Raw genomic sequence first — 26,511 nt, 5'->3', positions numbered from 1 at the left:
CCCCTCAAATTTTATCCGTTAATTCCAATTTCTCTTTCACGAACTACAGTTTTCATACGAGCGATCGCTTTACGTACTTCACGAATGCGAGCAGTATTTTCAAGTTGACCTGTAGCAAGTTGGAAGCGAAGGTTAAATAATTCTTCCTTTAACGTCTTAACTTTTTGTTCAATTTCGGCAGTGGTTAAATCACGAATTTCATTACTTTTCATTTGCTTCACCACCATTTTCTATACGTTTTACAATCTTCGTTTTAATTGGAAGCTTGTGGCTTGCTAAACGTAATGCTTCGCGAGCTATTTCTTCCGATACACCAGCAATTTCAAACATAACCTTACCAGGCTTAACAACTGCTACCCAACCTTCAGGAGCCCCTTTACCGGAACCCATCCGTACTTCTAATGGCTTTGCAGTGTAAGGCTTAGAAGGGAAAATTTTAATCCAAACTTGACCGCCACGTTTCATGTAACGAACCATTACACGACGAGCAGCTTCGATTTGACGATTCGTAATCCAATGTGCTTCAAGAGCTTGAAGACCAAATTCACCGAAATGAACTTCAGTACCGCCCTTTGCTTTGCCGCGCATTTTGCCACGATGTTCTCTACGATATTTAACGCGTTTAGGCATTAACATGTTTAGTTTCCTCCTTCCTCAGAAGCTTTCTTTTTAGTAGGAAGAACTTCTCCACGGTAGATCCATACTTTTACGCCAAGCTTACCGTATGTTGTGTCTGCTTCTGCAGTAGCATAATCAATGTCAGCGCGAAGAGTATGAAGTGGAACAGTACCTTCACTGTAAGATTCAGAACGAGCTATATCAGCTCCACCAAGACGACCAGAAACTTGAGTTTTAATTCCTTGCGCTCCTGAACGAATAGTACGTTGGATTGCTTGCTTTTGCGCACGACGGAATGAAACACGATTTTCTAATTGACGAGCGATGTTTTCAGCAACTAGCTTAGCATCTAAATCCGCTCTCTTGATTTCTAAAATGTTGATGTGTACTCTCTTGCCAGTTAATTGGTTAAGAGCTTTACGAAGTGCTTCTACTTCTGTACCACCTTTACCAATAACCATACCTGGTTTCGCAGTGTGGATTGTTACGTTTACACGGTTTGCAGCACGTTCGATTTCCACTTTAGAAACCGCAGCATCCGCTAAACGAGCAGCGATGTATTCGCGAACCTTAATGTCTTCATGTAAAAGATCAGCAAAGTCTTTTTCAGCATACCATCTTGATTCCCAATCACGGATGATGCCGACGCGAAGACCGACCGGATTAACTTTTTGACCCATCGATTATCCCTCCTTCTTTTCTGATACCACGATTGTAATGTGGCTAGTGCGTTTGTTAATTTGGCTTGCACGTCCCATAGCACGTGGACGGAAACGTTTTAAAGTTGGACCTTCATCAACGAAAGTTGCGCTAACAACTAAGCTGTTAGGATCCATATCATAGTTATGTTCTGCGTTAGCAATTGCAGAATTTAAAAGCTTCTCTACAACTGGAGATGCAGTTTTTGGTGTATGGCGAAGGATTGCGATCGCTTCTCCTACTTGCTTTCCTCGAATTAAATCTACTACAAGACGAACTTTACGAGGAGCAATACGAACTGTTCTCGCTACTGCTTTAGCTTGCATGTAAGTTCCTCCTCTCTTTATCTTTTCGTTTTCTTATCATCGGCATCATGGCCTTTGTACGTACGTGTAGGCGCAAATTCACCTAATTTATGACCGACCATGTCTTCTGTAACGAAAACAGGCACGTGTTTACGTCCATCATAAACAGCGATTGTATGACCGATAAATTGTGGGAAAATAGTGGAACGACGAGACCAAGTTTTAATAACTTGTTTACCAGTAGCTCCATTTAATTGTTCGATTTTCTTCATTAAGTGATCATCGACAAATGGTCCCTTTTTTAAGCTGCGAGCCATTTTTGTACCTCCCTTCGTGATTGTTGTACGGTTCTAAGGAACCGTACTTCAACCCCGTTATTTTTTACGACGACGAACAATGAATTTGTCAGTAGCCTTGTTTTTCTTACGAGTTTTGTATCCAAGAGTCGGTTTACCCCATGGGCTCATTGGAGACTTACGTCCGATAGGAGCACGACCTTCACCACCACCATGTGGGTGATCATTAGGGTTCATTACAGAACCACGAACGGTAGGGCGTTTACCTAACCAACGAGAACGACCAGCTTTACCAATGTTAACAAGCTCATGTTGTTCGTTTCCTACTTGGCCTACTGTAGCACGGCATGTTGCTAAAATTAAACGAACTTCGCCGGAAGTTAAACGTACTAAAACGTATTTTCCTTCCTTACCTAGTACTTGTGCAGATGAACCTGCGGAACGTACCAACTGTCCACCTTTACCAGGTTTAAGTTCGATATTATGAATCATTGTACCTACAGGCATGTTAACAAGAGGAAGTGCATTACCCACTTTAATGTCTGCATCAGCGCCAGACACAATTTCCATACCTACTACTAGGTTCTTAGGAGCAATGATGTAACGTTTTTCTCCGTCAGCATAATGAATTAATGCAATGTTAGCAGAACGGTTTGGATCATACTCAATCGTAGCAACGCGTCCTGGAATTCCATCTTTATCGCGTTTAAAATCAATTACACGATATTGACGTTTGTGTCCGCCGCCTTGGTGACGTACAGTAATTCTACCTTGGTTGTTACGTCCAGCTTTATTGCTTAGTGGTTTAAGCAATGATTTTTCTGGAGTATCAGTTGTAATTTCAGCAAAATCTAAAGAAGTCATATTACGACGACCATTAGATGTTGGATTATACTTCTTAATTGCCATCTCGGTTTCCCTCCTTCTCTATTAGAATCAAATACCTTCGAAGATTTCGATTTCTTTGCTGTCGGCAGTTAACTTCACGATAGCCTTTCTACGACGGTTTGTTAAACCAGAGTAGCGACCAACGCGTTTAAATTTAGGTTTATAGTTCATAATGTTAACTTTTTCAACCTTCACGCCAAAGATTTCTTCAACAGCTTGTTTTACTTCCGTTTTGTTTGCTTTCACATCAACATCGAAAGTATATTTCTTTTCAGCTGTAACTTCCATAGAACGTTCAGTAATAACCGGGCGCTTAATAATATCACGAGGATCTTTCATTATGCAAGCACCTCCTCTATTTTCTCAACTGCTGATTTCGTCATGATTAATGTATCATGATAAAGAACATCTAATACGTTCACGCTATTAGCAGTAACAACTGTTACTCCAGGAATGTTACGAGCAGATAATTCAACTACTTCGTTGCTATCATCAGTAACGATAAGAGCTTTCTTATCTACAGACAATCCTTTAAGTACAGAAGACATTTCTTTTGTTTTTGGTGCGTCGATTACTAGGCTTTCAAGAACAATAACATTGTTTTCAAGAACCTTTGCAGATAACGCCGACTTAACAGCTAAGCGACGAACTTTTTTAGGTAATTTATAAGCGTATGATCTTGGAGTTGGTCCGAATACGATACCACCACCACGCCATTGTGGAGAACGGATAGAACCTTGACGAGCGCGTCCAGTTCCTTTTTGTTTCCATGGCTTACGTCCACCACCGCGTACTTCCGAACGACCTTTTGTTTTATGTGTACCTTGACGAAGTGATGCACGTTGCATGATCACAGCATCAAAAAGTACAGCTTCATTAGGTTGGATACCGAAAATAGCATCTGCTAATTCAACTTCTCCAACTTGTGATCCACCTTGATTGAATAACGTTACTTTTGGCATTGGATGTCCTCCTTTCTATTTTTTATTTTCCAGCCTTAACAGTGCTTTCGATAACCACGAATGACTTTTTAGCACCTGGAACATTACCTTTAATTAAAAGTAGGTTGCGTTCAGCATCTACTTTTACGATTTCTAGATTTTGTACAGTAATTTGTACTCCGCCCATACGTCCTGCAAGTTTTTTACCTTTGAATACACGGTTTGGAGCAACAGGTCCCATTGAACCTGGACGACGATGGTAACGAGATCCGTGAGCCATAGGTCCACGTGATTGTCCGTGGCGTTTGATAGGACCTTGGAACCCTTTACCTTTTGATGTACCGATTACATCTACTTTATCGCCTTGTGCGAAAATTTCTACCTTAACCTCTTGACCAACTTCGTACTCATCAACGTTAGCATCGCGCAATTCGCGAATGAAGCGCTTAGGAGCAGTATTTGCTTTTTTCGCATGTCCTGCTTCTGGTTTGTTAGCAAGCTTTTCACGTTTGTCGTCTACACCTAATTGAATAGCGTTATAGCCATCAGTTTCCGTAGTTTTCTTTTGAAGAACTACGTTTGGAGCAGCTTCGATAACTGTTACTGGTACTAACTCTCCGTTTTCAACAAATACTTGAGTCATTCCGATCTTTCTTCCTAAGATTCCTTTAGTCATGAGTCACACCTCCTGCTAAAATTTAAATTTTATTTCATTTATAGTTTGATTTCGATATCTACACCAGACGGTAGATCTAAACGCATAAGTGAATCTACAGTTTGTGGAGTAGGGTTCACGATGTCGATTAAGCGTTTATGCGTGCGCATTTCAAACTGCTCACGAGAATCTTTGTACTTATGCACAGCACGAAGAATTGTATATACAGACTTTTCAGTTGGTAACGGAATCGGACCTGATACCGTTGCACCAGAACGTTTTGCAGTTTCTACAATTTTCTCCGCAGAACGATCAAGAATGCGATGATCGTATGCTTTTAAACGAATGCGAATCTTTTCTTTTGCCATTATTTTCCCTCCTTCTTCGCCTATTTTTAAAATAGACATTCTCCATGGAAATTTTCCTCACACGCGCCATGGCAAAGCGGCCGGGTGTGTCGGTAACCTTCCACTTCAACGCAGTCAAAGACCAACATTTAAATTATACTCTAAAATATCTAAAGAAGCAACTAAAATATAGATCTTTTCTTTATTGAACACTTTAACTATTATACATGGAGGGAATCATGATTTCAAGCCAGCAAATCAATCTTAGAGCATGAGATTTTTTTTGCAATTTGATCCATGTCTATTTCGTTACTCAGCTGATAAAAATCTAATAAAAAAACTTCCATAGCCGTTAGCCAGGAAGTAAGAATGTCCACAAATTTATTCAAATAAAAAAAGCTTAGAACAATATGCTCTAAGCTTTTTTTCGTTTGAATTATTCCATGATTGTTGCAACTGCTCCAGCGCCTACTGTACGGCCACCTTCACGGATAGAGAACTTAGTTCCTTCTTCAACAGCGATAGGAGCGATAAGTTCTACAGTCATTTCAATGTTATCGCCAGGCATTACCATTTCAACGCCTTCTGGTAATTGGATGATTCCAGTTACGTCAGTTGTACGGAAATAGAATTGTGGGCGATAGTTTGAGAAGAATGGAGTATGACGTCCACCTTCTTCTTTAGATAGAACGTAAACTTGTGCTTTAAATTTAGAGTGAGCTTTAACAGAACCTGTTTTAGCAAGAACTTGTCCACGTTGGATATCTTCACGAGCAACTCCACGAAGAAGTGCACCGATGTTGTCTCCAGCTTGAGCTTGGTCAAGAAGCTTACGGAACATTTCTACACCTGTTACAGTAGTAGATTTGTTTTCTTCTTGTAGACCGATAATTTCTACAACGTCACCAACTTTAACTGTACCACGTTCTACACGGCCTGTAGCAACTGTTCCACGACCAGTGATAGAGAATACATCTTCAATTGGCATTAAGAAAGGTTTGTCAGTTTCACGAACTGGAGTTGGGATATAAGAGTCAACTTCAGCCATTAATTCATGGATTTTTTCTTCCCATTCAGGTTCGCCTTCAAGAGCTTTAAGAGCAGAACCCTTAATAACAGGAATGTCATCGCCAGGGAAATCGTATTCAGATAATAGATCACGAATTTCCATTTCAACTAGTTCTAGTAATTCTTCATCGTCAACCATGTCACATTTGTTCATGAATACTACGATGTAAGGAACACCTACTTGACGAGAAAGAAGGATGTGTTCACGAGTTTGTGGCATTGGGCCATCAGCAGCAGATACTACTAGGATAGCTCCGTCCATTTGAGCAGCACCAGTGATCATGTTCTTAACATAGTCAGCATGTCCTGGGCAGTCAACGTGTGCATAGTGACGAGTTTCAGTTTCGTATTCTACGTGTGCAGTAGAGATTGTGATACCACGTTCTCTTTCTTCTGGTGCACCGTCGATTTGATCGTAAGCACGAGCTTCTGCTCCACCTACTTTAGAAAGTACAGTTGTGATTGCTGCAGTTAAAGTTGTTTTACCATGGTCAACGTGTCCGATTGTACCAATGTTAACATGGGGTTTAGAACGATCGTATTTAGCTTTAGCCATTATAATATCCTCCTTAATTTATCACTATTTTTATATAGGATAGAATGCGGAGAAGGCGGTTGCCACTCCGCATCCTAGGCTTACATATAGTATTTATACTGGAACAATTGATAAAAATCAATTATTCTCCTTTATTTTTCTTAATGATTTCTTCAGAAATGCTCTTTGGAACTTCTTCATAATGGTCAAATACCATTGAGAATGTTCCGCGTCCTTGCGTATTAGAACGTAGGGCCGTTGCATAACCAAACATTTCAGAAAGTGGAACCATTGCACGAACTACTTGTGCATTACCACGAGCATCCATACCTTCAACGCGTCCACGACGAGATGTAATATCACCCATGATGTCACCTAGGTATTCATCAGGGATTACTACTTCAACCTTCATCGTTGGTTCAAGAAGAACTGGTTTACATTTAGAAGCGCCAGCCTTAAGTGCCATAGAAGCAGCGATCTTAAATGCCATTTCAGATGAATCGACATCATGATAAGATCCGTCTACTAATGCAGCTTTCACGTCTACTAGTGGATAACCAGCAAGAACACCATTCTTAAGTGAATCTTCTAAACCAGCTTGTACCGCAGGAATGTATTCACGAGGAACAACCCCACCGACAATTTTGTTAGCAAATTCGAAGCCCTTACCTTCTTCATTCGGTTCGAATTCAATCCAAACGTGACCAAATTGTCCACGACCACCGGATTGACGAGCAAACTTACCTTCAACTCGTGCAGCTGCACGGAATGTTTCACGGTAAGCTACTTGAGGTGCACCCACATTTGCTTCTACTTTGAATTCGCGACGCATACGGTCAACGATAATGTCAAGGTGAAGTTCACCCATACCAGAAATGATCGTTTGACCTGTTTCTTGATCAGTATGAGCACGGAATGTTGGATCTTCTTCTGAAAGCTTAACAAGAGCTGTACCCATTTTATCTTGGTCAGCTTTTGATTTAGGTTCGATAGCTACAGAGATAACTGGTTCAGGGAATACCATAGATTCAAGAATTACTTGATTCTTTTCGTCACATAATGTATCCCCAGTAGTAGTATCTTTTAATCCTACAGCAGCAGCGATGTCACCTGAGTAACATACAGAAATCTCTTTACGAGCGTTTGCATGCATTTGTAAGATACGACCTAAACGTTCACGCTTACCTTTTGTAGAGTTAATAACGTAAGAACCAGCTTCCGCTTTACCTGAGTATACACGGAAGAATGTTAATTTACCTACATATGGATCAGTCATGATTTTAAATGCTAATGCAGAGAATGGACCTTCATCATCAGCAGGACGTGTTACTTCCTCTTCGCTATCAGGAAGTGTACCTTTAATTGCAGGTACGTCGATTGGTGATGGTAAATAATCGATTACTGCATCAAGCATTAATTGAACACCTTTGTTTTTAAAGGCAGATCCAACAACCACAGGGAAGAATTCTACACTTAGAGTAGCTTTACGGATTGCAGCTTTTAATTCTTCAACCGTAATTTCTTCACCTTCAAGATACTTCATCATAAGCTCTTCATCATGATCAGCAAGCGCTTCAATTAGAGAGCCGCGAAGTTCTTCTGCTTTTTCAAGATATTCTTCAGGGATTTCTCTCTCTTGAATATCAGTGCCTAAATCATTCGTATAGAAATGAGCTTTCATTTCTACTAAGTCAATGATTGCTTGGAATTGATCTTCCGCACCAATTGGTAGTTGGATTGGATGAGCATTTGCTTGAAGACGATCATGGATTGTTCCTACAGAGTATAAGAAATCCGCACCGATTTTGTCCATTTTGTTGACAAACACGATACGTGGTACTCCATAAGTTGTTGCTTGGCGCCAAACTGTTTCAGTTTGCGGTTCAACACCAGATTGTGCATCAAGTACTGCTACTGCACCATCAAGTACGCGCAATGAACGTTCAACTTCTACTGTAAAGTCTACGTGTCCAGGAGTATCGATGATGTTAACACGATGGCCTTTCCATTGAGCTGTTGTAGCAGCAGACGTGATTGTGATACCACGTTCTTGCTCTTGCTCCATCCAGTCCATCGTTGCAGCGCCTTCATGAACTTCACCGATCTTATGTACGCGACCAGTGTAGAACAAAATACGCTCAGTTGTAGTCGTCTTACCAGCATCGATGTGAGCCATGATACCAATATTACGAGTGTTATTTAAGGAGAACTCTCTTGTCATGTGATGTTTTTCTCCTTCCTATTAGTGGATTGGATTTTTTTAGTTGCTAGCATAAAAGCTGCCATTCTCATTACACATCGTAAGTATATCAAAAAACATCTCCGTTATGTAAGACGTTCATTGAAGAGTGAAAAATTTCTTTTCCACTCTACCTTGATGAACGAGAGTTGGCAGCTTTTGAGCAAATAAATTACATTATATGAATTACCAACGATAGTGAGCAAACGCTTTGTTTGCTTCAGCCATTTTGTGCGTATCTTCGCGTTTCTTTACAGATGCACCAGAGTTGTTAGCAGCATCAAGAATTTCGTTTGCAAGACGTTCTTCCATTGTCTTTTCACCACGAAGTCTAGCGTAGTTTACTAACCAACGAAGTCCTAAAGTAGTACGACGTTCTGGACGAACTTCTACAGGAACTTGGTAGTTAGCACCCCCAACACGACGAGCACGAACTTCAAGTACAGGCATGATATTTTTAAGAGCTTGTTCGAATACTTCCATAGGATCTTTATTAGTACGTTCACGAACGATGTCAAATGAGCTATAAAGAATTGCTTGGGAAGTACCTTTTTTACCGTCGATCATCATTTTATTGATAAGACGAGTTACAAGCTTTGAATTGTAAATTGGATCTGGTAATACGTCTCTTTTTGAGACAGGTCCTTTACGAGGCATGTATATTTCCTCCTTTCATTCAAAAGTTATATTATTTCTTAGCAGCTTTCGGTCTCTTAGTACCATATTTAGAGCGTCCTTGAGCACGGTTTGTTACACCAGCTGTATCAAGCGCACCGCGGACGATATGATAACGTACCCCTGGTAAGTCCTTTACACGACCACCGCGAATAAGTACAACGCTGTGTTCTTGTAAGTTATGGCCGATACCTGGGATATAAGCTGTAACTTCAATACCATTTGTTAAACGTACACGAGCGTATTTACGAAGCGCTGAGTTCGGTTTCTTTGGAGTCATTGTACCAACACGAGTACATACACCGCGCTTTTGTGGTGCAGCCAAGTCAGTTGCTTTCTTCTTCAAAGAGTTAAATCCTTTGTTTAACGCAGGTGATTTGGATTTCCATACTTTATCAGTACGACCTTTTCTAACTAGTTGGTTAATAGTAGGCATGGTTCATCCTCCCTTCACATCATTTTTTAAGACCACACATCCAGGTGGTTCATTAATAGTTCAAAACAAAGTTTTTGCAAAGAAGAGGGGAATCCTCTTCCTCACAAAAACAGTTTAAACTGATTTTAAATTGCATCGAAGCGTTTTGCTCTTATCCTAGTAATAATACCTTTTAAGAGCAACCTTGCTTATATTAACATTTTGATTTATAAAATGTCAACTACTACAATAGGAAATTACTCAAATTTTATTCAAAACCGATTAATTTTCTACATAAACTTCATCATTTTGTTCGTTTGCTTCTTCAGGAGACTGCTTTGTAAGCGAAATCTTACGGTAACGGCTCATACCAGTACCGGCAGGAACAAGCTTACCAATGATAACATTTTCCTTAAGTCCAAGAAGTTCATCGCGTTTTCCTTTAATTGCTGCATCAGTAAGAACACGAGTTGTTTCTTGGAATGAAGCTGCAGACAAGAATGAATCTGTTTCGAGTGAAGCTTTCGTTATACCTAGAAGAATTGGACGAGCTGTTGCCGGTTGTTTTCCTTCTAGCAATACTTTTTCGTTTGCATCTGTAAATTGGTGAATATCAAGCAATGTACCTGGTAATACATCTGTTTCACCAGCATCCATAACACGTACTTTGCGAAGCATTTGGCGTACCATAACTTCAACGTGCTTATCACCAATTTCTACCCCTTGCATACGATATACTTTTTGTACTTCGTGCAATAGGTATTCTTGAACAGTTGTAATATCTGATACCTTTAACAATTCCTTCGGATCGATAGAACCTTCTGTTAGCTCATCTCCATGATGAACCATCTGTCCTTCTGTAACTTTCATACGAGCTCCATAAGGAACGGTATACGTACGAGTTTCAACTTCGCCCTGTACGGCTACTTCCAGACGATCCTTCACTTCATTGATCGCTGCTATCGTACCATCAATTTCCGTAATGACCGCTTGCCCTTTCGGATTACGAGCTTCAAATATTTCTTGAATACGCGGTAAACCTTGCGTAATATCGTCTCCGGCAACGCCGCCTGTATGGAACGTACGCATTGTCAACTGTGTACCTGGTTCACCGATTGATTGGGCAGCAATAATACCAACTGCTTCCCCTACTTCTACATCTGTACCTGTAGCCAAGTTACGTCCGTAACATTTCTTACAAACCCCATGGCGTGTGTTACATGTAAACGCAGAGCGAATATGCACGTTTTGAATGCCCGCTTCATCAATTTGAGTTGCAATATCTTCTGTAATAAGCTCGTTTTCTCTTACGATAATTTCTTGCGTTTCTGGGTGCTTTACAGTTCTTCTTGCAAAGCGGCCTACAAGACGATCATATAGAGATTCAATTACTTCATTGCCTTCTTTAATTGCATGAACAAGTAAGCCTTTGTCTGTACCACAGTCATCCTCACGAACAATAACATCCTGTGCTACGTCTACAAGACGACGTGTTAAGTAACCAGAGTCGGCCGTTTTAAGTGCTGTATCGGCAAGACCTTTACGAGCACCGTGTGTAGATATGAAGTATTCAAGTACTGTCAATCCTTCACGGAAACTTGACTTAATTGGAAGTTCAATGATACGTCCAGATGGGTTAGCCATCAAACCACGCATACCAGCAAGTTGCGTAAAGTTAGAGGCGTTACCACGGGCTCCAGAATCACTCATCATAAAGATTGGGTTCCGTTTATGCAAGGATTTCATTAGTTTTCCTTGGATAACATCCTTGGCGTTACTCCAAATCGATACGACACGATCGTAGCGTTCTTCTTCGGTAATTAAACCACGGCGGAACTGCTTCGTAACGGAATCAACTTTAATCTGAGCTTCGTGTAGAATTTGTTCCTTTTCACCTAATACGACGATGTCTGCCACACCAACTGTAATACCAGCTTTAGTGGAATATTTAAATCCGAGATTTTTCATGCGGTCAAGCATGCAAGACGTTTCGGTAATTTTGAAACGTTTAAATACTTCGGCAATAATATTTCCTAAGATTTTCTTCTTAAATGGTGTTACTTCTTCCCGCTCTGCAATGATTGCTTTTACATCTGCACCTTTAGGAACGAAGTACTTAGCAGGTGTTTCTTTTTCTAAGTTTACTTTCGTCGGTTCATTAATGTAAGGGAAAGATTCCGGTAATATTTCATTGAAGATCAATTTACCTACGGTTGTTAATAATAACATTCCGTTTTGTTCTTCTGTAAATGTTTCGTTATTTACAGAACTAGCAGCTACTGCGATACGAGTATGGAAATGTACATATCCATTATGGTAAGCAAGCAGCGCTTCGTTTATATCTTTAAATACCATACCTTCACCAATTGCTCCAGCACGCTCCATCGTTAAGTAATAGTTTCCTAATACCATATCTTGAGACGGCGTAACAACTGGTTTTCCGTCTTTCGGATTTAAGATGTTTTGTGCAGCAAGCATAAGCATACGTGCTTCAGCTTGTGCTTCTGATGAAAGCGGAACGTGACATGCCATTTGGTCTCCATCAAAGTCAGCGTTGTATGCAGTACATACAAGCGGATGAAGACGGATTGCACGGCCCTCTACAAGCGTCGGTTCGAAAGCCTGAATACCGAGACGGTGAAGAGTCGGAGCACGGTTTAATAGTACTGGGTGCTCTTTAATAACCGATTCAAGAACATCCCAAATATCAGGTGATAGGCGTTCAATTTTTCGTTTTGCACTCTTAATGTTATGTGCTAATCCTTTCGCTACAAGCTCTTTCATTACGAAAGGCTTAAATAGCTCAATCGCCATTTCTTTCGGTAGACCGCATTGGTACATGCGTAGGCTAGGTCCTACAACGATTACAGAACGACCAGAGTAGTCAACACGTTTACCAAGCAAGTTTTGACGGAAACGTCCTTGCTTCCCTTTCAACATATGAGAAAGAGATTTTAATGGACGGTTACCAGGTCCCGTTACAGGACGACCGCGACGACCATTATCAATTAAAGCGTCAACTGCTTCTTGTAGCATACGTTTTTCGTTTTGAACAATAATGCCAGGTGCCCCTAAATCAAGCAGACGTTTTAAACGATTGTTACGATTAATAACACGGCGATATAAATCGTTTAAATCGGAAGTAGCAAAACGTCCACCGTCTAGTTGAACCATTGGACGAAGTTCCGGAGGTATAACCGGAAGCACATCTAAAACCATCCAAGATGGTTCATTTCCAGAACCACGGAATGCTTCTAGCACTTCAAGACGTTTAATAGCACGTGTACGGCGTTGACCTTGTGCTGTTTTTAGTTCTTCTTTTAAGAAGTCGACTTCCTTTTCCAAGTCAACATCTTTTAATAGCTTTTTAATTGCTTCTGCACCCATAGATGCTTGGAATGTATTTCCGTATCTTTCGCGATATGCGCGGTATTCTTTCTCAGACAATAGTTGTTTCTTCTCTAGAGATGTATCTGCTGTATCTGTTACAACATAGGATGCGAAATAGATAATTTCCTCTAACGCACGAGGAGACATATCTAATACAAGACCCATACGACTTGGAATACCTTTAAAGTACCAAATGTGAGATACAGGAGCTGCAAGTTCGATATGACCCATACGCTCACGGCGAACCTTGGCGCGTGTAACTTCTACTCCACATCGGTCACATACGACTCCCTTATAGCGAACACGTTTATATTTTCCGCAATGGCATTCCCAGTCCTTTGTAGGACCGAAAATGCGTTCGCAGAACAAACCGTCTTTTTCAGGTTTTAACGTACGATAATTAATTGTTTCTGGTTTTTTGACTTCACCATGTGACCAAGAACGAATCTTATCAGGTGATGCAAGTCCAATCTTCATATAGTCAAAGTTGTTTACGTCTATCAAGGGGCCTACCTCCCTTTTAATCTACAGGTTATACCCAATTATTCTTTCGTTGATTCAACTTCGATACTTAACTTATCGGCAGATTGATGATCGTCATCTTCATCGATGTCACGCATTTCAATCTCTTTATCATCACTGGACATCATTTTAACATCCATACCTAAACTTTGAAGTTCCTTAATTAATACTTTAAATGATTCTGGAACCCCTGGCTCAGGTACATTTTCACCTTTCACGATGCTTTCGTATGTTTTCACACGACCAACTACATCATCAGATTTCACAGTTAAAATTTCTTGAAGCGTATAAGCTGCTCCGTATGCTTCAAGAGCCCAAACTTCCATTTCCCCAAAACGTTGTCCACCAAACTGAGCTTTACCTCCAAGAGGCTGTTGTGTTACTAGTGAATATGGTCCCGTAGAACGAGCATGTAATTTATCATCAACCATGTGAGCAAGTTTGATCATGTACATAATACCAACTGATACACGATTATCAAATGGTTCACCTGTTCGACCATCATAAAGAAGTGTCTTCGCATCGCGAGCCATACCAGCTTCTTCAATTGTTGACCAAACATCTTCTTCACGAGCACCATCAAATACTGGTGTTGCAACATGAAGACCAAGACGACGAGCAGCCATACCTAAATGAAGCTCTAGAACTTGCCCGATGTTCATACGAGAAGGTACGCCAAGTGGGTTTAACATGATATCAATTGGTGTACCATCTGGAAGATACGGCATATCTTCTTCAGGTAAGATTCGCGAAATAACCCCTTTGTTACCATGACGTCCGGCCATCTTATCACCGGCACGAATTTTACGTTTTTGTACAATATATACACGAACGAGTTGATTTACCCCTGGTGGAAGCTCATCCCCGTCTTCACGGTTGAATACCTTCACATCAAGAACGATACCCCCGCCGCCATGCGGTACACGTAAGGAAGTATCACGTACTTCACGAGCTTTTTCACCAAAGATAGCATGTAAAAGACGTTCTTCTGCAGTTAACTCTGTTACACCTTTTGGCGTTACCTTACCTACAAGAAGATCCCCATCCTTCACTTCAGCTCCAATACGGATAATGCCGCGTTCGTCTAAGTGACGAAGTGCATCTTCCCCTACGTTCGGAATATCACGTGTGATTTCTTCAGGTCCAAGTTTTGTGTCACGCGCTTCTGATTCATATTCTTCAATATGAACAGATGTATACACATCATCTTTGACAAGTCGTTCACTCATGATAATCGCATCTTCATAGTTATATCCTTCCCATGTCATGAAGCCTACGAGAACATTACGTCCAAGCGCAAGTTCACCTTTTTCCATGGAAGGACCGTCAGCAAGAATTTCACCCTTCACAACGCGATCACCAACACTAACGATTGGGCGTTGATTGTAGCAAGTTCCTTGGTTAGAACGGATAAATTTAAGCATTCTGTAACGATCTAAGTTTCCTTTGACCATTTGGCCATCCACTTCTTCGTAACGACGAACCCAAACTTCCTTCGCTTCTACGCGTTCTACAATACCAGGATGCTTACAAATAACAGCAGCCCCTGAGTCTTTTGCAGATACGTATTCCATACCTGTACCTACGATAGGTGATTCTGGGTTTAACAAAGGAACCGCTTGACGTTGCATGTTCGCTCCCATCAATGCACGGTTAGAGTCATCGTTTTCTAAGAACGGAATACAAGCCGTTGCAGCAGATACTACTTGCTTTGGAGATACGTCCATGTAATCGATACGCTCACGTTTTGTTACGATGTTCTCACCGCGGAAACGTGCAATAATATCATCATCAATGAATTCTCCATTTTCGTTAAGTAACATATTTGCTTGTGCAACTACATAGTTATCTTCTTCATCCGCTGTTAAGTAATCAACATGACCGGTTACACGTCCTGTTTCTGGATCAACACGACGATACGGTGTTTCAATAAATCCGAATTCATTTACCTTCGCAAAAGAAGACAATGAGTTAATCAAACCGATGTTCGGACCTTCCGGCGTTTCAATCGGACACATACGACCATAGTGAGAATAGTGAACGTCACGTACTTCAAAGCCTGCGCGTTCACGAGTCAGACCCCCAGGTCCTAGTGCAGAAAGACGACGTTTATGTGTTAATTCAGCAAGAGGATTCGTTTGGTCCATGAATTGCGAAAGCTGTGAGCTTCCAAAGAATTCTTTAATAGATGCAATAACAGGGCGAATATTAATTAAAGCTTGCGGTGTAATTGCATTCGTATCTTGGATTGACATTCTTTCACGAACAACACGTTCCATACGAGAAAGCCCAATGCGGAATTGGTTTTGTAATAGTTCTCCAACAGAGCGAAGACGACGATTTCCTAAGTGATCGATATCATCTGTATCTCCGACTTTGTATAGTAAATCAAAGAAATAACTAATAGATGCAATAATATCAGCAGGTGTAATATGCTTAATTTCTCGTTCCACATTACCATTACCAATTACATTCAAGATTAGTTCATTCTCTCCATCCGGAGCGAAAATCTTAATAGATTGTAAGGTAACATCTTCTTCTACTACCCCGCCGTTAGGTCTTGCCGTTTTAAAGCCGATGTTTTTCTCTAAAGCCGGCAATATACGGTCTAATGTACGACGATCTAGTATTGTTCCTTCCGTTGCTAGAATTTCACCCGTTTCAGGATCAGCGAGTGTTTCTGCAAGCGTTTGGTTAAATAGTCTATTTTTTATGTGTAGCTTTTTATTAATTTTGTAACGTCCTACATTGGCTAAGTCATAGCGCTTTGGATCAAAGAAACGTGAAACAAGTAAACTCTTTGCATTTTCCACTGTAGGAGGTTCACCTGGGCGTAAGCGCTCATAGATTTCGAGCAACGCCTTATCTGTACTATCTGTGTTATCTTTGTCTAACGTGTTGCGCAAGTACTCGTTTTCACCTATAAGATCAACGATTTCTTGATCGGATCCAAATCCAAGAGCACGTAATAACACAGTTACAGGAAGTTTACGTGTACGATCAATTCGCACATAAACTACGTCCTTAGCATCCGTTTCATATTCTAGCCATGCACCGCGGTTTGGGATCACAGTAGCTGTGAAGCCATGTTTGCCGTTTTTATCAATTTTTCCGTTAAAGTATACACTAGGAGAACGAACAAGCTGAGAAACGATAACACGTTCTGCTCCGTTGATCATAAATGTCCCTGTTTCTGTCATTAATGGGAAATCACCCATGAACACGTCTTGTTCCTTCACTTCACCAGTCTCTTTATTGATAAGACGTACCTTTACCCGAAGCGGCGCAGCGTATGTAACATCACGCTCTTTACATTCTGGTACTGAGTACTTCGGTTCACCTAAACTGTAGTCAATGAATTCAAGAGATAGATTTCCTGTGAAGTCCTCAATTGGAGAGATATCCTGGAACATTTCTCGCAAACCCACATCAAGAAACCATTGATATGAAGAGGTTTGAATTTCAATAAGATTTGGTAACTCTAATACTTCATTAATACGGGCATAACTTCTTCGTTGGCGGTGGCGTCCGTATTGAACTAGTTGACCTGTCAACTGCTTCACCCCTCAAATCATGAGTATTATATAAATGCACAAATGTGCAAAAAACACAAATGCAAGCATTCACATTCCTATGTGAATCTCATATCGTGCAAAAAAGAAAAATGGTTTCTTTAAAGAAAACCATTCATTTTGTTTCTGACTGTACCGATTTTACTAGCATTTCCGATAAATGGAAAAATATACATGTGTAAAACCTGCAAAAATACATATTGGCATTTTATGATTTTATCACATGCTAAAATTACCGTCAATATTTTTTTGATTTTATGATATAATACCCTTTTTTCTTTGCAACAACTTCTACACACGAAAACACTTCATTCAATTTTTCAAGAGCTGACGGTGCTCCTTGTTTTTTTTGAATGACAATCCACAATTCTCCTCCAGAGATAAGATGGTCATGTGCCTTCACTAAAATTTCATGAACGGTTTTCTTACCCGCTCGAATAGGAGGGTTTGATAAGATGGCTGCGTACTCACCTTCCACATTTGCATATAGATCACTTGCAAAAATCCGAACATTATCTATGGAATTCAGAGCGGCATTTTCCTTCGAAAGTTGTAAGGCGCGTTCATTCACATCAATCATGTCGACCTGTCTTGACCCAAAATCTTTTGCAATCGATAGACCAATCGGGCCATAGCCACAGCCAACATCCAAAAATGAACCTTGTGCATCAGGGGCTTGAAACGTTTCAATTAGTAACCTAGAACCAAAATCAACCTCGCGTTTTGAAAAAACACCGTAATCGGAAAGGAAAGTAAACGAGTGACCACGAAGGGGAAAATCCCATTTATGACGTTCACTTTTACTTGTCGGTTGATTTGAAAAATAATGTTCAGTCATACAATCACTTCCTTTTTAAGAAAAGTGGACCCGGTTTGTTCAGTTAGCCGAGGGACTAGATCCCAAGAAAAGCGGATCCGGCCGCTTAGCCTTAAGACTATCATAAAATTTCTTATGGTATAAAAAAAGCCCGCAAAAGAGCGAGCTTTTCCTACCAAAGCATTATTGAAATTATTTAACTTCAACAGATGCTCCAACTTCTTCAAGTTTAGCTTTGATTTCTTCAGCTTCTTCTTTAGAAACGCCTTCTTTGATTGATTTAGGAGTTTCATCAACAAGAGCTTTTGCTTCTTTCAAGCCAAGGCCAGTGATTTCACGAACCACTTTGATAACCTTGATTTTTTGAGCGCCTGCGCCAGCAAGAACTACTTCAAATTCAGTTTGTTCAGCAGCTTCAGCAGCTCCGCCACCAGCTACAACAGCTACAGGTGCAGCTGCAGTTACGCCGAATTCTTCTTCGATTGCTTTTACTAATTCGTTAAGTTCTAATACAGTCATGTTTTTAACTGCTTCAATGATTTGTTCTTTCGTCATTTTAAATATCCTCCCTTATTTACATATCATTCAAATCGCATTTAAACAAAATGAAAAATTAAGCACCTTGTTCTTCTTTTTGATCAGCAACAGCTTTTGCAGCAAGTGCAAGGTTGCGAATTGGAGCTTGAAGAACACTAAGCAACATAGAAAGTAATCCTTCGCGAGATGGAAGTTCAGCGATTGCTTTCACATCTGCTGCACTTGTGATTTTACCTTCAATTACACCAGCTTTAATTTCTAATGCTTCATGAGCTTTCGCAAAATCATTAAGCACTTTCGCAGGAGCAACTACATCTTCATTACTGAATGCAATTGCGTTAGGGCCTGTTAGAAATTCGTTCAATTCTGTTACGTTAGCTTCTGTTGCAGCAAGACGAGTTAATGTGTTTTTGTAAACTTTGAACTCTACGCCAGCTTCACGTAATTGCTTACGTAATTCTGTTACTTCAGCTACAGTTAATCCACGATAATCTACAACTACCGTTGATTTACTTTCTTGAAGCTTCGTAGTGATTTCAGATACAACTGCTTGCTTTGCTTCCTTAATGTTATTCATCGTTACACCTCCTGTAGGACTGGATTGTACCGACACCGTGCGTTATAGAAAAACCTCCATGTTTATCATAGGCATGGAGGTTTTTGGATACAGATCGAATCTGTTTCTATTCCAACACCTCGGTAGGAAATTAAGCCGCATTGGCACCTACTGTCTACGGTACAGATATTTAATTGCAACACCAAGTATTATATTAAAACTTCTTAACGAAGTCAACCATTCTTATTAAGCAAAAGTAGAAACGTCTACTCTTACACCAGGTCCCATTGTAGATGCTACAGAAACATTTTTCATGTACGTACCTTTTGCAGCAGATGGTTTTACTTTAACCATTGTATCGTACATAGTTTGTAGGTTTTCTACAAGTTTAGAATCTTCGAAAGAAACTTTACCGATTGGAACACTAATGTTACCGGCTTTATCAATGCGGTATTCTACTTTACCAGCTTTGATCTCATTTACTGCTTTTGTTACGTCAAATGTAACAGTACCTGTTTTAGGGTTTGGCATTAAACCTTTAGGTCCAAGCACACGACCTAATTTACCAACTTCACCCATCATATCAGGAGTTGCTACTACTACATCAAAGTCGAACCAACCTTGTTGGATTTTTGCAATGTATTCAGCATCTCCAACGTAGTCAGCTCCAGCAGCTTCAGCTTCTTTCACTTTTTCACCCTTTGCGAAAACCAATACACGTTGTGTTTTACCAGTTCCGTTCGGAAGTACTACAGCACCGCGGATTTGTTGGTCAGCTTTCTTAGGGTCTACACCTAAACGAAATGCAACTTCTACACTTGCATCAAATTTAGCAACGTTTGTTTTCTTAACAAGCTCGATTGCTTCTGCAACGGAGTATGCAGTTGAACGATCTACAAGCTTCGCAGCTTCTAGATACTTTTTACCTCTTTTTGCCATTTTGAAGTTCCTCCTTATTGTGGTTTTAGCGGAATAACCTCCCACGTATACGTCTTTATTTAGGATTAGACGCGAATCCTTACATGTTAATTCACCAATCACGATAATAAAGGTTGCGAATTGTTAAGACCCGCAACCTTCTTTTTAGTTCAAGGCAAAACAAATTAATCTTCGACAACAATACCCATGCTACGTGCAGTACCTTCAACCATACGCATAGCTGATTCTACATTAGCAGCGTTTAGATCAGGCATTTTTTGTTCAGCAATTTCGCGTACTTTGTCGCGTTTAATCGTTGCCACTTTTTTCTTATTTGGTTCACCAGAACCAGATTGAATTCCAGTAGCTACTTTAAGAAGAACAGCAGCTGGCGGAGTTTTCGTAATAAAAGTGAAAGAACGATCTTCAAAAACTGAGATCTCAACAGGAATAATTAAACCAGCTTGGTCTGCTGTACGAGCGTTAAACTCTTTACAGAATCCCATAATATTAACACCCGCTTGTCCTAGTGCCGGACCAACCGGTGGAGCTGGGTTTGCTTTACCTGCAGGAATTTGTAGTTTTACAACTTTAATTACCTTTTTAGCCACGAGACACACCTCCTTAAGTCCGTGATGTGGTAAATGGGCGTTAGCCCTCCCACTTACACCTTTTATCTTTTAGAAGATAAAAGTATTATTATAATGTCTATCGTATCCGATTAAAGACAGTCTGACTAAGAAATAATATCATTATTCTTTAACCATTTCAAGATATTCTTTTACAATTTCGCAACTTGAGCAAAATCTAACTCAACTGGAGTTTCACGACCGAACATATCTACCAATACAGTAACCTTTTTCTTTTCTTTATCTACTTCTTCAATGGTACCTGTATAATTTGCAAACGGTCCTTCTTTCACACGAATCGTTTCTTTCATTTCAAAATCAAAATCTACTTTATCATTCTCAATATCCATATGTTTGAGAATACCAATAACCTCTTCATCTAATAGAGGTGTTGGCTTAGAACCAGATCCTGCTGAACCAACAAAGCCTGTTACACCTGGAGTGTTACGTACAACATACCAAGAATCATCTGTCATAATGATTTCTACGAGTACATAACCTGGGAATACTTTACGCTTTATCAGCTTTTCTTTCCCATTCTTCTTTTCTACTTCAATTTCCTCTGGCACAACAACGCGGAAAATTTTATCTTGCATATTCATCGTTTCAACACGTTTTTCGAGATTCATTTTTACCTTATTCTCGTATCCAGAATACGTATGCACCACAAACCAATTTTTTTCCATTCCGTTAGGACAGCCGTCCTTCCCTCCCTGACACTTATGCATTTTTGCTCAAATGAAAAAACCCGTTTACCGGGCTTCTCTCAATACTGTACATATACGATTCATTATATCATGTACATAGCGGTTTTATTCAAGTATTAAGCGAATTAATGAAGAAATACCCATATCTAGAAACGCAAAAAACACAGCAAAGAATAGTACAGTGCCAATTACTGTAAGAGTATAGCGGAAAAGTTCCTTTCTTTTCGGCCAGCTTACCTTCTTCATTTCACGACCTACATTACTAAAAAAGTCAGTCAAATGCATCTATGGAACCTCCAATATGAATAACCATTATTATTTTGTTTCTTTATGAATTGTTTGAGCATTACATACCTTACAAAACTTTTTCATTTCAAGACGCTCTGTTGAGCTCGTATTTTTCATCGTGGAGTAATTTCTACTATTACATTGTGAACATGCAAGCATGATTTTTTTGCGCATAAGATACACCAACCTCATAATACCATGTATATAAAAAATGTAACATAGTTTCAAAGAGCATGTCAATTATGCATCTAGTATAAGAAAACCTGATTCAACCCACAACTTCCGCCTATAAAGGAATAACTTATCGCTAAAAAAAGACAGAAACAGAAACTCTAAATTTACGAGATTCTACTGCTGCCTTTTTTAAATACCATTTCTTTTATATCGAATGTAAAGCGGTGCTTTCACGCATATCTACATAGCGTTCTAGCTTACGTTTTACCCTCTGCAGTGCATTATCGATTGATTTCACATGACGGTTCAATTGTTCTGAGATTTCTTGGTACGAGCGACCGTCTAAATAGAGAGAAAGAACTTTTCTTTCTAAATCGCTTAATAATTCAGATATTTTCAGCTCGATATCGATATATTCTTCTTGACTAATAATCATCTCTTCGGGGTCTGAAACCTTTGTTTCTGAAATGACATCCAATAAGGTTCGATCAGATTCTTCATCATAAATTGGCTTGTCTAACGAAACATAGGAATTTAAAGGGATGTGTTTTTGTCTAGTAGCTGTTTTAATGGCGGTGATAATTTGACGAGTAATACATAATTCAGCAAATGCTTTAAATGAAGATAGCTTGTCCTCTTTGTAATCACGAATGGCTTTAAATAATCCAATCATACCTTCTTGAACAATATCTTCCCGATCTGCACCCACTAAAAAGTAGGATCTTGATTTCGCACGTACGAAATTTTTGTATTTATGAATCAGGTACTCTAGCGCTTCGTCGTCTCCTGTTCGTACAAATTCTACGATTTCCTCATCCTCTAGGCCTAAAAACTGTGAGCCGCTTTCACGTAAGATTTCTGATTCCACTTTCATCGCACCGCCCCCAAAAGTTAGTTAGAAATATTATACAGTAAGCGCTTTAGAAGCGTCAATAACCTCAACGCTTCCCACGCCGTAATTTTTCTAATTTTTCTGTAACTTCTTTACTAAACCTTGGTTCGAACATACCTTTCGAAATAGATTTTTCCTTAATTTCCCTTCTTACCTGTTTCTCAATGGACTGCACTTCAATTTCGAGCTCTCGCGCAGATTTCCGCAGCGCTCCTTGTCCAAAGATTGCCCATTGCTCTGTATAATCGGATGTAGCAACATGGATACGCGTATCAATCTTTCGAAGCTGTATCGCTAGCTGCTCGATTTTTTCATCTGCTGTCTGATTTTTACGTGTAAAAATAACCTCTACCTTGGCTTGCTTCATCTTCTTTTCGATTCCTTGTACAATGTATGCATCGAATATGATAATCACTCTAATTCCCGTAAACGCCTGATAATCGGCCATCTTATCTATGAGAAGGTCCCGGGCACCCTGCAAATCTTTGTCACGTAAGATTCGCAGTGATTCCCAAGCTCCTATTATGTTGTATCCATCTACGAGCAGAATTTCTTTCATAACTATATACCGATTGGGTGTCGCTTTCGAAATACCTCATACATTAAAAGGCTTGCGGCAACGGAAGCATTTAAGGAGGTTACTTTTCCGACCATCGGCAATTGTACAAGAAAATCGCACTTTTCTGTTGCGAGACGGCTCATACCTTTCCCTTCACTTCCGATTACAACACATAGAGGCATTGTACCATCTAGATTACGAAAATCTTCTTTACCTTTTGCGTCAGTACCAGCAACCCAAACTCCACGATCCTTCAGCTCATCTAGCGTTCGTGAGATGTTCGTAACTCTCACAACCGGTATATACTCGATTGCGCCGGTAGATGCCTTTGCTACTGTAGCAGTAAGTCCTACCGCCCTGCGTTTTGGGATAATAATTCCATGTGCACCTACAGCATCTGCTGTTCTCATAATACTGCCAAGATTATGCGGATCTTCAATCTCATCTAGAAGTAAGAAAAACGGCTCTTCTCCTCGCTCTTTAGCCCGGATAAATAAATCATCAAGCTCGCTATAGGCATACGCAGCTACTTGAGCAACTACACCTTGATGATTTCCTTCCACCATTTGATCGAGCTTTTTTTTCGGAGACTGTTGTACGATAATGCCTTTTTCTTTAGCAAGCTGTAAAACCACTTGGATTTGACCTTTGCCTGCACCTTCTGCCACCCAAATTTTATTAATGTCGCGACCTGACCGAAGGGCTTCGATAATTGTATTTCTACCAATGATGTATTCTTCATTCACCTTGCTTGTCCCCCTTTCTCTCTTTCTATAATATTAATGCTTTGTTTCACAAGTTCTTCCATACGTTCCATGTTTCCTGATAAATAGTGATAACCAAGAAGGGCCTCAAACGCCGTACTGTAGCGATAGGTTACAACGTCTGTATTTTTTGGTACGGACCCAGACTTTGCATTTCTTCCTCGCTTCACGACATCTAGTTCTTCTTCCGTTATTTGTTCACTCTCTATCAAAGTTAGAATAATTTTAGCTTGAGCCTTAGCGGAAACGTATTTCGTTGCAGTGCGGTGGAGATGATTGGGTCTTATTGCTCCTTGCATTAGAAGGTGATGACGGATGTATTGTTCATACACCGCATCACCCATATACGCTAACGCTAGACTATTCAACTGTTTTGCGTCTACCATACTTATCCTCTTTTCCATCTAGGGCCTTGAGGCGTATCTTCGATTATAATATTACGCGCCTTTAATTCATCACGAATCTCATCTGCCCGTGCAAAATTGCGATTTTTACGTGCATCTATACGTTCTTGAATAAGCAAGTCAATTTCCTCGTCCAGTAAATCTTCTTGCTCATCAAGTGATAATCCTATTATGCCAAATAAATCACTCAATTCGTTTATTAATGCTTCGATAACAGATGTAGACGTGTGCGGCTCTAACAAATATTGATTTGCAAAATTCGCTAAGTTATACAGGATCGTTATTGCATTTGCAGTATTAAAGTCATCGTCCATTGCCTCTTCAAATTGTTTACGGAATTCCTTTAGGTCCTGAAGCCATGCATCATCGTTTTCCGTTAAGTTCGTACTGCTTTTCAGACGATGCTTTAAATTAAGATACGAAGTTTGAATTCGTTCCAGCCCATTTTGTGTACTTTGCAGCAGTTCTTCACTAAAGTTAATAGGATGACGATAATGAACAGACAAGATGAAGAATCGAATTAATCTTGCTTCATATTGTTGAATAATATCATGAACAAGAACAAAATTCCCGAGTGACTTTGACATTTTTTCATTGTTTATATTGATATAGCCATTATGAAGCCAGTAATGAGCGAATGGTTTTCCTGTCAATGCCTCAGATTGTGCGATTTCATTTTCATGGTGTGGAAAAGAGAGGTCTTGCCCGCCTGCATGAATATCAATCGTGTCTCCTAAATATTTACGTGCCATTGCAGAGCATTCAATATGCCAGCCTGGACGTCCCTTTCCCCATGGACTATCCCATGAGATTTCGTCTTCCTTGGCAGCCTTCCACAATGCGAAATCAAGCGGATCTTGCTTCTTCTCACCTACTTCAATACGTGCACCAGAACGCAAATCGGAAATAGACTGATGGGATAGCTTCCCGTACTCTTCAAATGCCTTAGTTTTATAATACACATCGCCTTCCGATTCATAAGCAAAGCCTTTGTTCACTAATTCCTGAATAAAGGAAATAATGATATCCATATTTTCTGTTACGCGGGGATGAACGTCCGCATGACGGCAGCCAAGTGCCTCCACATCTTCAAAATAAGCATTTATAAAACGATTCGCAATAGATGGCACATCTTCTGAAAGTTCTTTTGCAGCACGAATTAATTTATCATCTACATCTGTAAAATTGGAAACATACTGCACTTCGTACCCTTTATATTCTAAATAGCGTCTTACCGTATCAAAGACGATTGCTGGACGTGCATTCCCAATATGAATATAGTTGTAAACCGTAGGACCGCATACATACATTTTTACTTTGCCTGCTTCTAGCGGTATAAACTCTTCTTTTATGCGCGTTAACGTATTATAAAGATAAATAGTCATTAGAATTCTTCCCTTCCTTCCTGATCTCCAATTGATGCTTTAATTGGTGAATTTCTTTTTCCATATCCCGTAATTTATCCGCAATCGGATCCGGTAAATCTGAATGATTTAAATCCTTCTTTATTTTCACACCATCACGAATGACGACTCGGCCCGGGATCCCCACTACGGTTGAATTCGGCGGTACCTCTTTTAATACAACCGAACCAGCTCCGATTTTTGAATTTTCTCCTACCGTGATAGAACCTAACACCTTTGCCCCAGTAGCAATTAATACATTATCTTGAATGGTTGGATGTCGTTTTCCCTTTTCTTTTCCTGTACCGCCTAAAGTGACACCTTGAAACACACTAACGTTATCTCCAATCTCACACGTTTCCCCTATCACAACTCCCATACCATGATCGATAAAGAAACGTCGCCCAATTTTTGCTCCTGGATGAATTTCAATGCCTGTAAAAAAGCGACTCATTTGCGAGGTGGCCCTAGCGAGAAAGAAAAAGCGACGTTTATATAAAGCATGAGCGATACGATGTGACCAAATCGCATGTAAGCCTGAATATGTCAAAATGACCTCAGCATAATTTCTTGCTGCTGGATCTTGTTCGAAAATAACTTTCACATCCTCACGGAGCCTCTTAAACATTCGTTTCTCCCCCTTCTTTATCTATTTCCAGTATTCAAAAGCCAAAAAAAAGACACCTCTGTGTATACAG

30 protein-coding genes and 2 other annotated features (1 of these 32 running past the window's edge) are annotated in these 26,511 nt (G+C 40.0%); all 30 genes read right to left on the bottom strand.

Going from position 1 to position 26,511, the window contains the following annotated elements:
- Positions 1–11: 11 nt before the first annotated feature.
- Positions 12–212 (bottom strand): 50S ribosomal protein L29, encoded by a 201-nt coding sequence (gene rpmC, locus ACM5BR_RS17865; RefSeq protein WP_416829460.1) that lies wholly within the window; start codon positions 210–212, stop codon positions 12–14.
- Positions 202–636, bottom strand: a complete 435-nt coding sequence (gene rplP / locus ACM5BR_RS17860) for a 50S ribosomal protein L16 (RefSeq protein WP_416829458.1) — start codon at positions 634–636, stop codon at positions 202–204. The genes rpmC and rplP overlap by 11 nt, the downstream gene beginning before the upstream one ends.
- A 2-nt stretch (positions 637–638) precedes the next feature.
- Positions 639–1,298: a 30S ribosomal protein S3 gene (rpsC, locus tag ACM5BR_RS17855; RefSeq protein ID WP_416829457.1), complete on the bottom strand. Its 660-nt coding sequence runs from the start codon at positions 1,296–1,298 to the stop codon at positions 639–641.
- 3 nt (positions 1,299–1,301) lie between these two features.
- Entirely contained in the window at positions 1,302–1,643 is a 342-nt protein-coding gene (gene rplV / locus ACM5BR_RS17850) for a 50S ribosomal protein L22 (RefSeq protein ID WP_416829455.1), read from the bottom strand.
- 17 nt (positions 1,644–1,660) lie between these two features.
- Positions 1,661–1,939 carry a 30S ribosomal protein S19 gene (gene rpsS, locus ACM5BR_RS17845; RefSeq protein ID WP_416829454.1) on the bottom strand — a complete coding sequence of 93 codons (279 nt, stop codon included), beginning with the start codon at positions 1,937–1,939 and terminating at the stop codon, positions 1,661–1,663.
- A 57-nt stretch (positions 1,940–1,996) separates the two neighbouring features.
- Positions 1,997–2,827, bottom strand: a complete 831-nt coding sequence (gene rplB, locus ACM5BR_RS17840; RefSeq protein ID WP_416829453.1) for a 50S ribosomal protein L2 — start codon at positions 2,825–2,827, stop codon at positions 1,997–1,999.
- Between the two features lie 27 nt (positions 2,828–2,854).
- Positions 2,855–3,145: a 50S ribosomal protein L23 gene (gene rplW, locus ACM5BR_RS17835; protein ID WP_416829451.1), complete on the bottom strand. Its 291-nt coding sequence runs from the start codon at positions 3,143–3,145 to the stop codon at positions 2,855–2,857.
- Positions 3,145–3,768, bottom strand: coding sequence for a 50S ribosomal protein L4 (rplD, locus tag ACM5BR_RS17830; protein ID WP_416829450.1), 624 nt, complete (start codon positions 3,766–3,768; stop codon positions 3,145–3,147). Before rplD ends, rplW begins: the two co-directional genes overlap by 1 nt.
- A 22-nt stretch (positions 3,769–3,790) precedes the next feature.
- Positions 3,791–4,423, bottom strand: a complete 633-nt coding sequence (gene rplC / locus ACM5BR_RS17825; RefSeq protein ID WP_416829449.1) for a 50S ribosomal protein L3 — start codon at positions 4,421–4,423, stop codon at positions 3,791–3,793.
- A gap of 38 nt (positions 4,424–4,461) precedes the next feature.
- Entirely contained in the window at positions 4,462–4,770 is a 309-nt protein-coding gene (rpsJ, locus tag ACM5BR_RS17820) for a 30S ribosomal protein S10 (RefSeq protein ID WP_416829447.1), read from the bottom strand.
- Positions 4,771–5,185: 415 nt separating this feature from the next.
- The gene (gene tuf / locus ACM5BR_RS17815) at positions 5,186–6,373 is read right to left on the bottom strand and encodes an elongation factor Tu (protein ID WP_416829445.1); all 1,188 of its coding nucleotides are present in this window, start codon (positions 6,371–6,373) and stop codon (positions 5,186–5,188) included.
- A 121-nt stretch (positions 6,374–6,494) separates the two neighbouring features.
- Positions 6,495–8,573, bottom strand: a complete 2,079-nt coding sequence (gene fusA / locus ACM5BR_RS17810; RefSeq protein WP_416829443.1) for an elongation factor G — start codon at positions 8,571–8,573, stop codon at positions 6,495–6,497.
- A 204-nt stretch (positions 8,574–8,777) separates the two neighbouring features.
- The gene (gene rpsG, locus ACM5BR_RS17805; RefSeq protein ID WP_416829441.1) at positions 8,778–9,248 is read right to left on the bottom strand and encodes a 30S ribosomal protein S7; all 471 of its coding nucleotides are present in this window, start codon (positions 9,246–9,248) and stop codon (positions 8,778–8,780) included.
- A gap of 31 nt (positions 9,249–9,279) precedes the next feature.
- On the bottom strand, positions 9,280–9,702 hold the full coding sequence (gene rpsL, locus ACM5BR_RS17800; protein WP_416829440.1) for a 30S ribosomal protein S12: 423 nt from the start codon (positions 9,700–9,702) through the stop codon (positions 9,280–9,282).
- Positions 9,703–9,963: 261 nt separating this feature from the next.
- Complete coding sequence (gene rpoC / locus ACM5BR_RS17795; RefSeq protein ID WP_416829438.1) at positions 9,964–13,575, bottom strand: DNA-directed RNA polymerase subunit beta'; 3,612 nt, start codon at positions 13,573–13,575, stop codon at positions 9,964–9,966.
- Positions 13,576–13,613: 38 nt separating this feature from the next.
- Positions 13,614–17,147 carry a DNA-directed RNA polymerase subunit beta gene (gene rpoB / locus ACM5BR_RS17790; protein ID WP_416829437.1) on the bottom strand — a complete coding sequence of 1,178 codons (3,534 nt, stop codon included), beginning with the start codon at positions 17,145–17,147 and terminating at the stop codon, positions 13,614–13,616.
- A gap of 256 nt (positions 17,148–17,403) precedes the next feature.
- Positions 17,404–18,003 (bottom strand): class I SAM-dependent methyltransferase, encoded by a 600-nt coding sequence (locus ACM5BR_RS17785; protein WP_416829435.1) that lies wholly within the window; start codon positions 18,001–18,003, stop codon positions 17,404–17,406.
- Positions 18,004–18,174: 171 nt separating this feature from the next.
- Positions 18,175–18,537, bottom strand: coding sequence for a 50S ribosomal protein L7/L12 (gene rplL, locus ACM5BR_RS17780; protein ID WP_416829433.1), 363 nt, complete (start codon positions 18,535–18,537; stop codon positions 18,175–18,177).
- Between the two features lie 58 nt (positions 18,538–18,595).
- Positions 18,596–19,096, bottom strand: a complete 501-nt coding sequence (rplJ, locus tag ACM5BR_RS17775) for a 50S ribosomal protein L10 (protein ID WP_416829431.1) — start codon at positions 19,094–19,096, stop codon at positions 18,596–18,598.
- A gap of 38 nt (positions 19,097–19,134) precedes the next feature.
- Positions 19,135–19,274 (bottom strand) — a sequence feature (ribosomal protein L10 leader region).
- A 47-nt stretch (positions 19,275–19,321) separates the two neighbouring features.
- Positions 19,322–20,014, bottom strand: coding sequence for a 50S ribosomal protein L1 (gene rplA / locus ACM5BR_RS17770; RefSeq protein WP_416829430.1), 693 nt, complete (start codon positions 20,012–20,014; stop codon positions 19,322–19,324).
- 164 nt (positions 20,015–20,178) lie between these two features.
- Complete coding sequence (gene rplK / locus ACM5BR_RS17765; RefSeq protein WP_416829428.1) at positions 20,179–20,604, bottom strand: 50S ribosomal protein L11; 426 nt, start codon at positions 20,602–20,604, stop codon at positions 20,179–20,181.
- A gap of 170 nt (positions 20,605–20,774) precedes the next feature.
- Positions 20,775–21,308, bottom strand: coding sequence for a transcription termination/antitermination protein NusG (gene nusG / locus ACM5BR_RS17760; protein WP_416829426.1), 534 nt, complete (start codon positions 21,306–21,308; stop codon positions 20,775–20,777).
- Between the two features lie 126 nt (positions 21,309–21,434).
- Positions 21,435–21,614, bottom strand: a complete 180-nt coding sequence (gene secE / locus ACM5BR_RS17755) for a preprotein translocase subunit SecE (protein WP_416829425.1) — start codon at positions 21,612–21,614, stop codon at positions 21,435–21,437.
- A gap of 30 nt (positions 21,615–21,644) precedes the next feature.
- A complete protein-coding gene (gene rpmG, locus ACM5BR_RS17750; protein WP_416829423.1) occupies positions 21,645–21,791 on the bottom strand; it encodes a 50S ribosomal protein L33 in 147 nt (48 codons plus the stop codon).
- Between the two features lie 205 nt (positions 21,792–21,996).
- The gene (locus tag ACM5BR_RS17745) at positions 21,997–22,665 is read right to left on the bottom strand and encodes an RNA polymerase factor sigma-70 (protein WP_416829422.1); all 669 of its coding nucleotides are present in this window, start codon (positions 22,663–22,665) and stop codon (positions 21,997–21,999) included.
- Positions 22,666–22,729: 64 nt separating this feature from the next.
- Positions 22,730–23,242: an NYN domain-containing protein gene (locus ACM5BR_RS17740; RefSeq protein WP_416829420.1), complete on the bottom strand. Its 513-nt coding sequence runs from the start codon at positions 23,240–23,242 to the stop codon at positions 22,730–22,732.
- 2 nt (positions 23,243–23,244) lie between these two features.
- On the bottom strand, positions 23,245–23,988 hold the full coding sequence (gene rlmB / locus ACM5BR_RS17735) for a 23S rRNA (guanosine(2251)-2'-O)-methyltransferase RlmB (protein ID WP_416829418.1): 744 nt from the start codon (positions 23,986–23,988) through the stop codon (positions 23,245–23,247).
- The gene (locus tag ACM5BR_RS17730; protein WP_416829416.1) at positions 23,985–24,392 is read right to left on the bottom strand and encodes a Mini-ribonuclease 3; all 408 of its coding nucleotides are present in this window, start codon (positions 24,390–24,392) and stop codon (positions 23,985–23,987) included. Before ACM5BR_RS17730 ends, rlmB begins: the two co-directional genes overlap by 4 nt.
- A 2-nt stretch (positions 24,393–24,394) precedes the next feature.
- Positions 24,395–25,795 carry a cysteine--tRNA ligase gene (gene cysS / locus ACM5BR_RS17725; RefSeq protein WP_416829414.1) on the bottom strand — a complete coding sequence of 467 codons (1,401 nt, stop codon included), beginning with the start codon at positions 25,793–25,795 and terminating at the stop codon, positions 24,395–24,397.
- A complete protein-coding gene (epsC, locus tag ACM5BR_RS17720; RefSeq protein WP_416829413.1) occupies positions 25,776–26,441 on the bottom strand; it encodes a serine O-acetyltransferase EpsC in 666 nt (221 codons plus the stop codon). The genes cysS and epsC overlap by 20 nt, the downstream gene beginning before the upstream one ends.
- A 65-nt stretch (positions 26,442–26,506) precedes the next feature.
- Positions 26,507–26,511: a binding site (T-box leader), on the bottom strand (it continues 210 nt past the right edge of the window).

It is taken from the genome of Ectobacillus polymachus, assembly GCF_048159605.1.
Taxonomy (GTDB): domain Bacteria; phylum Bacillota; class Bacilli; order Bacillales; family Bacillaceae_G; genus Ectobacillus; species Ectobacillus polymachus.
This window is presented reverse-complemented; position numbering and strand designations above follow the sequence as displayed.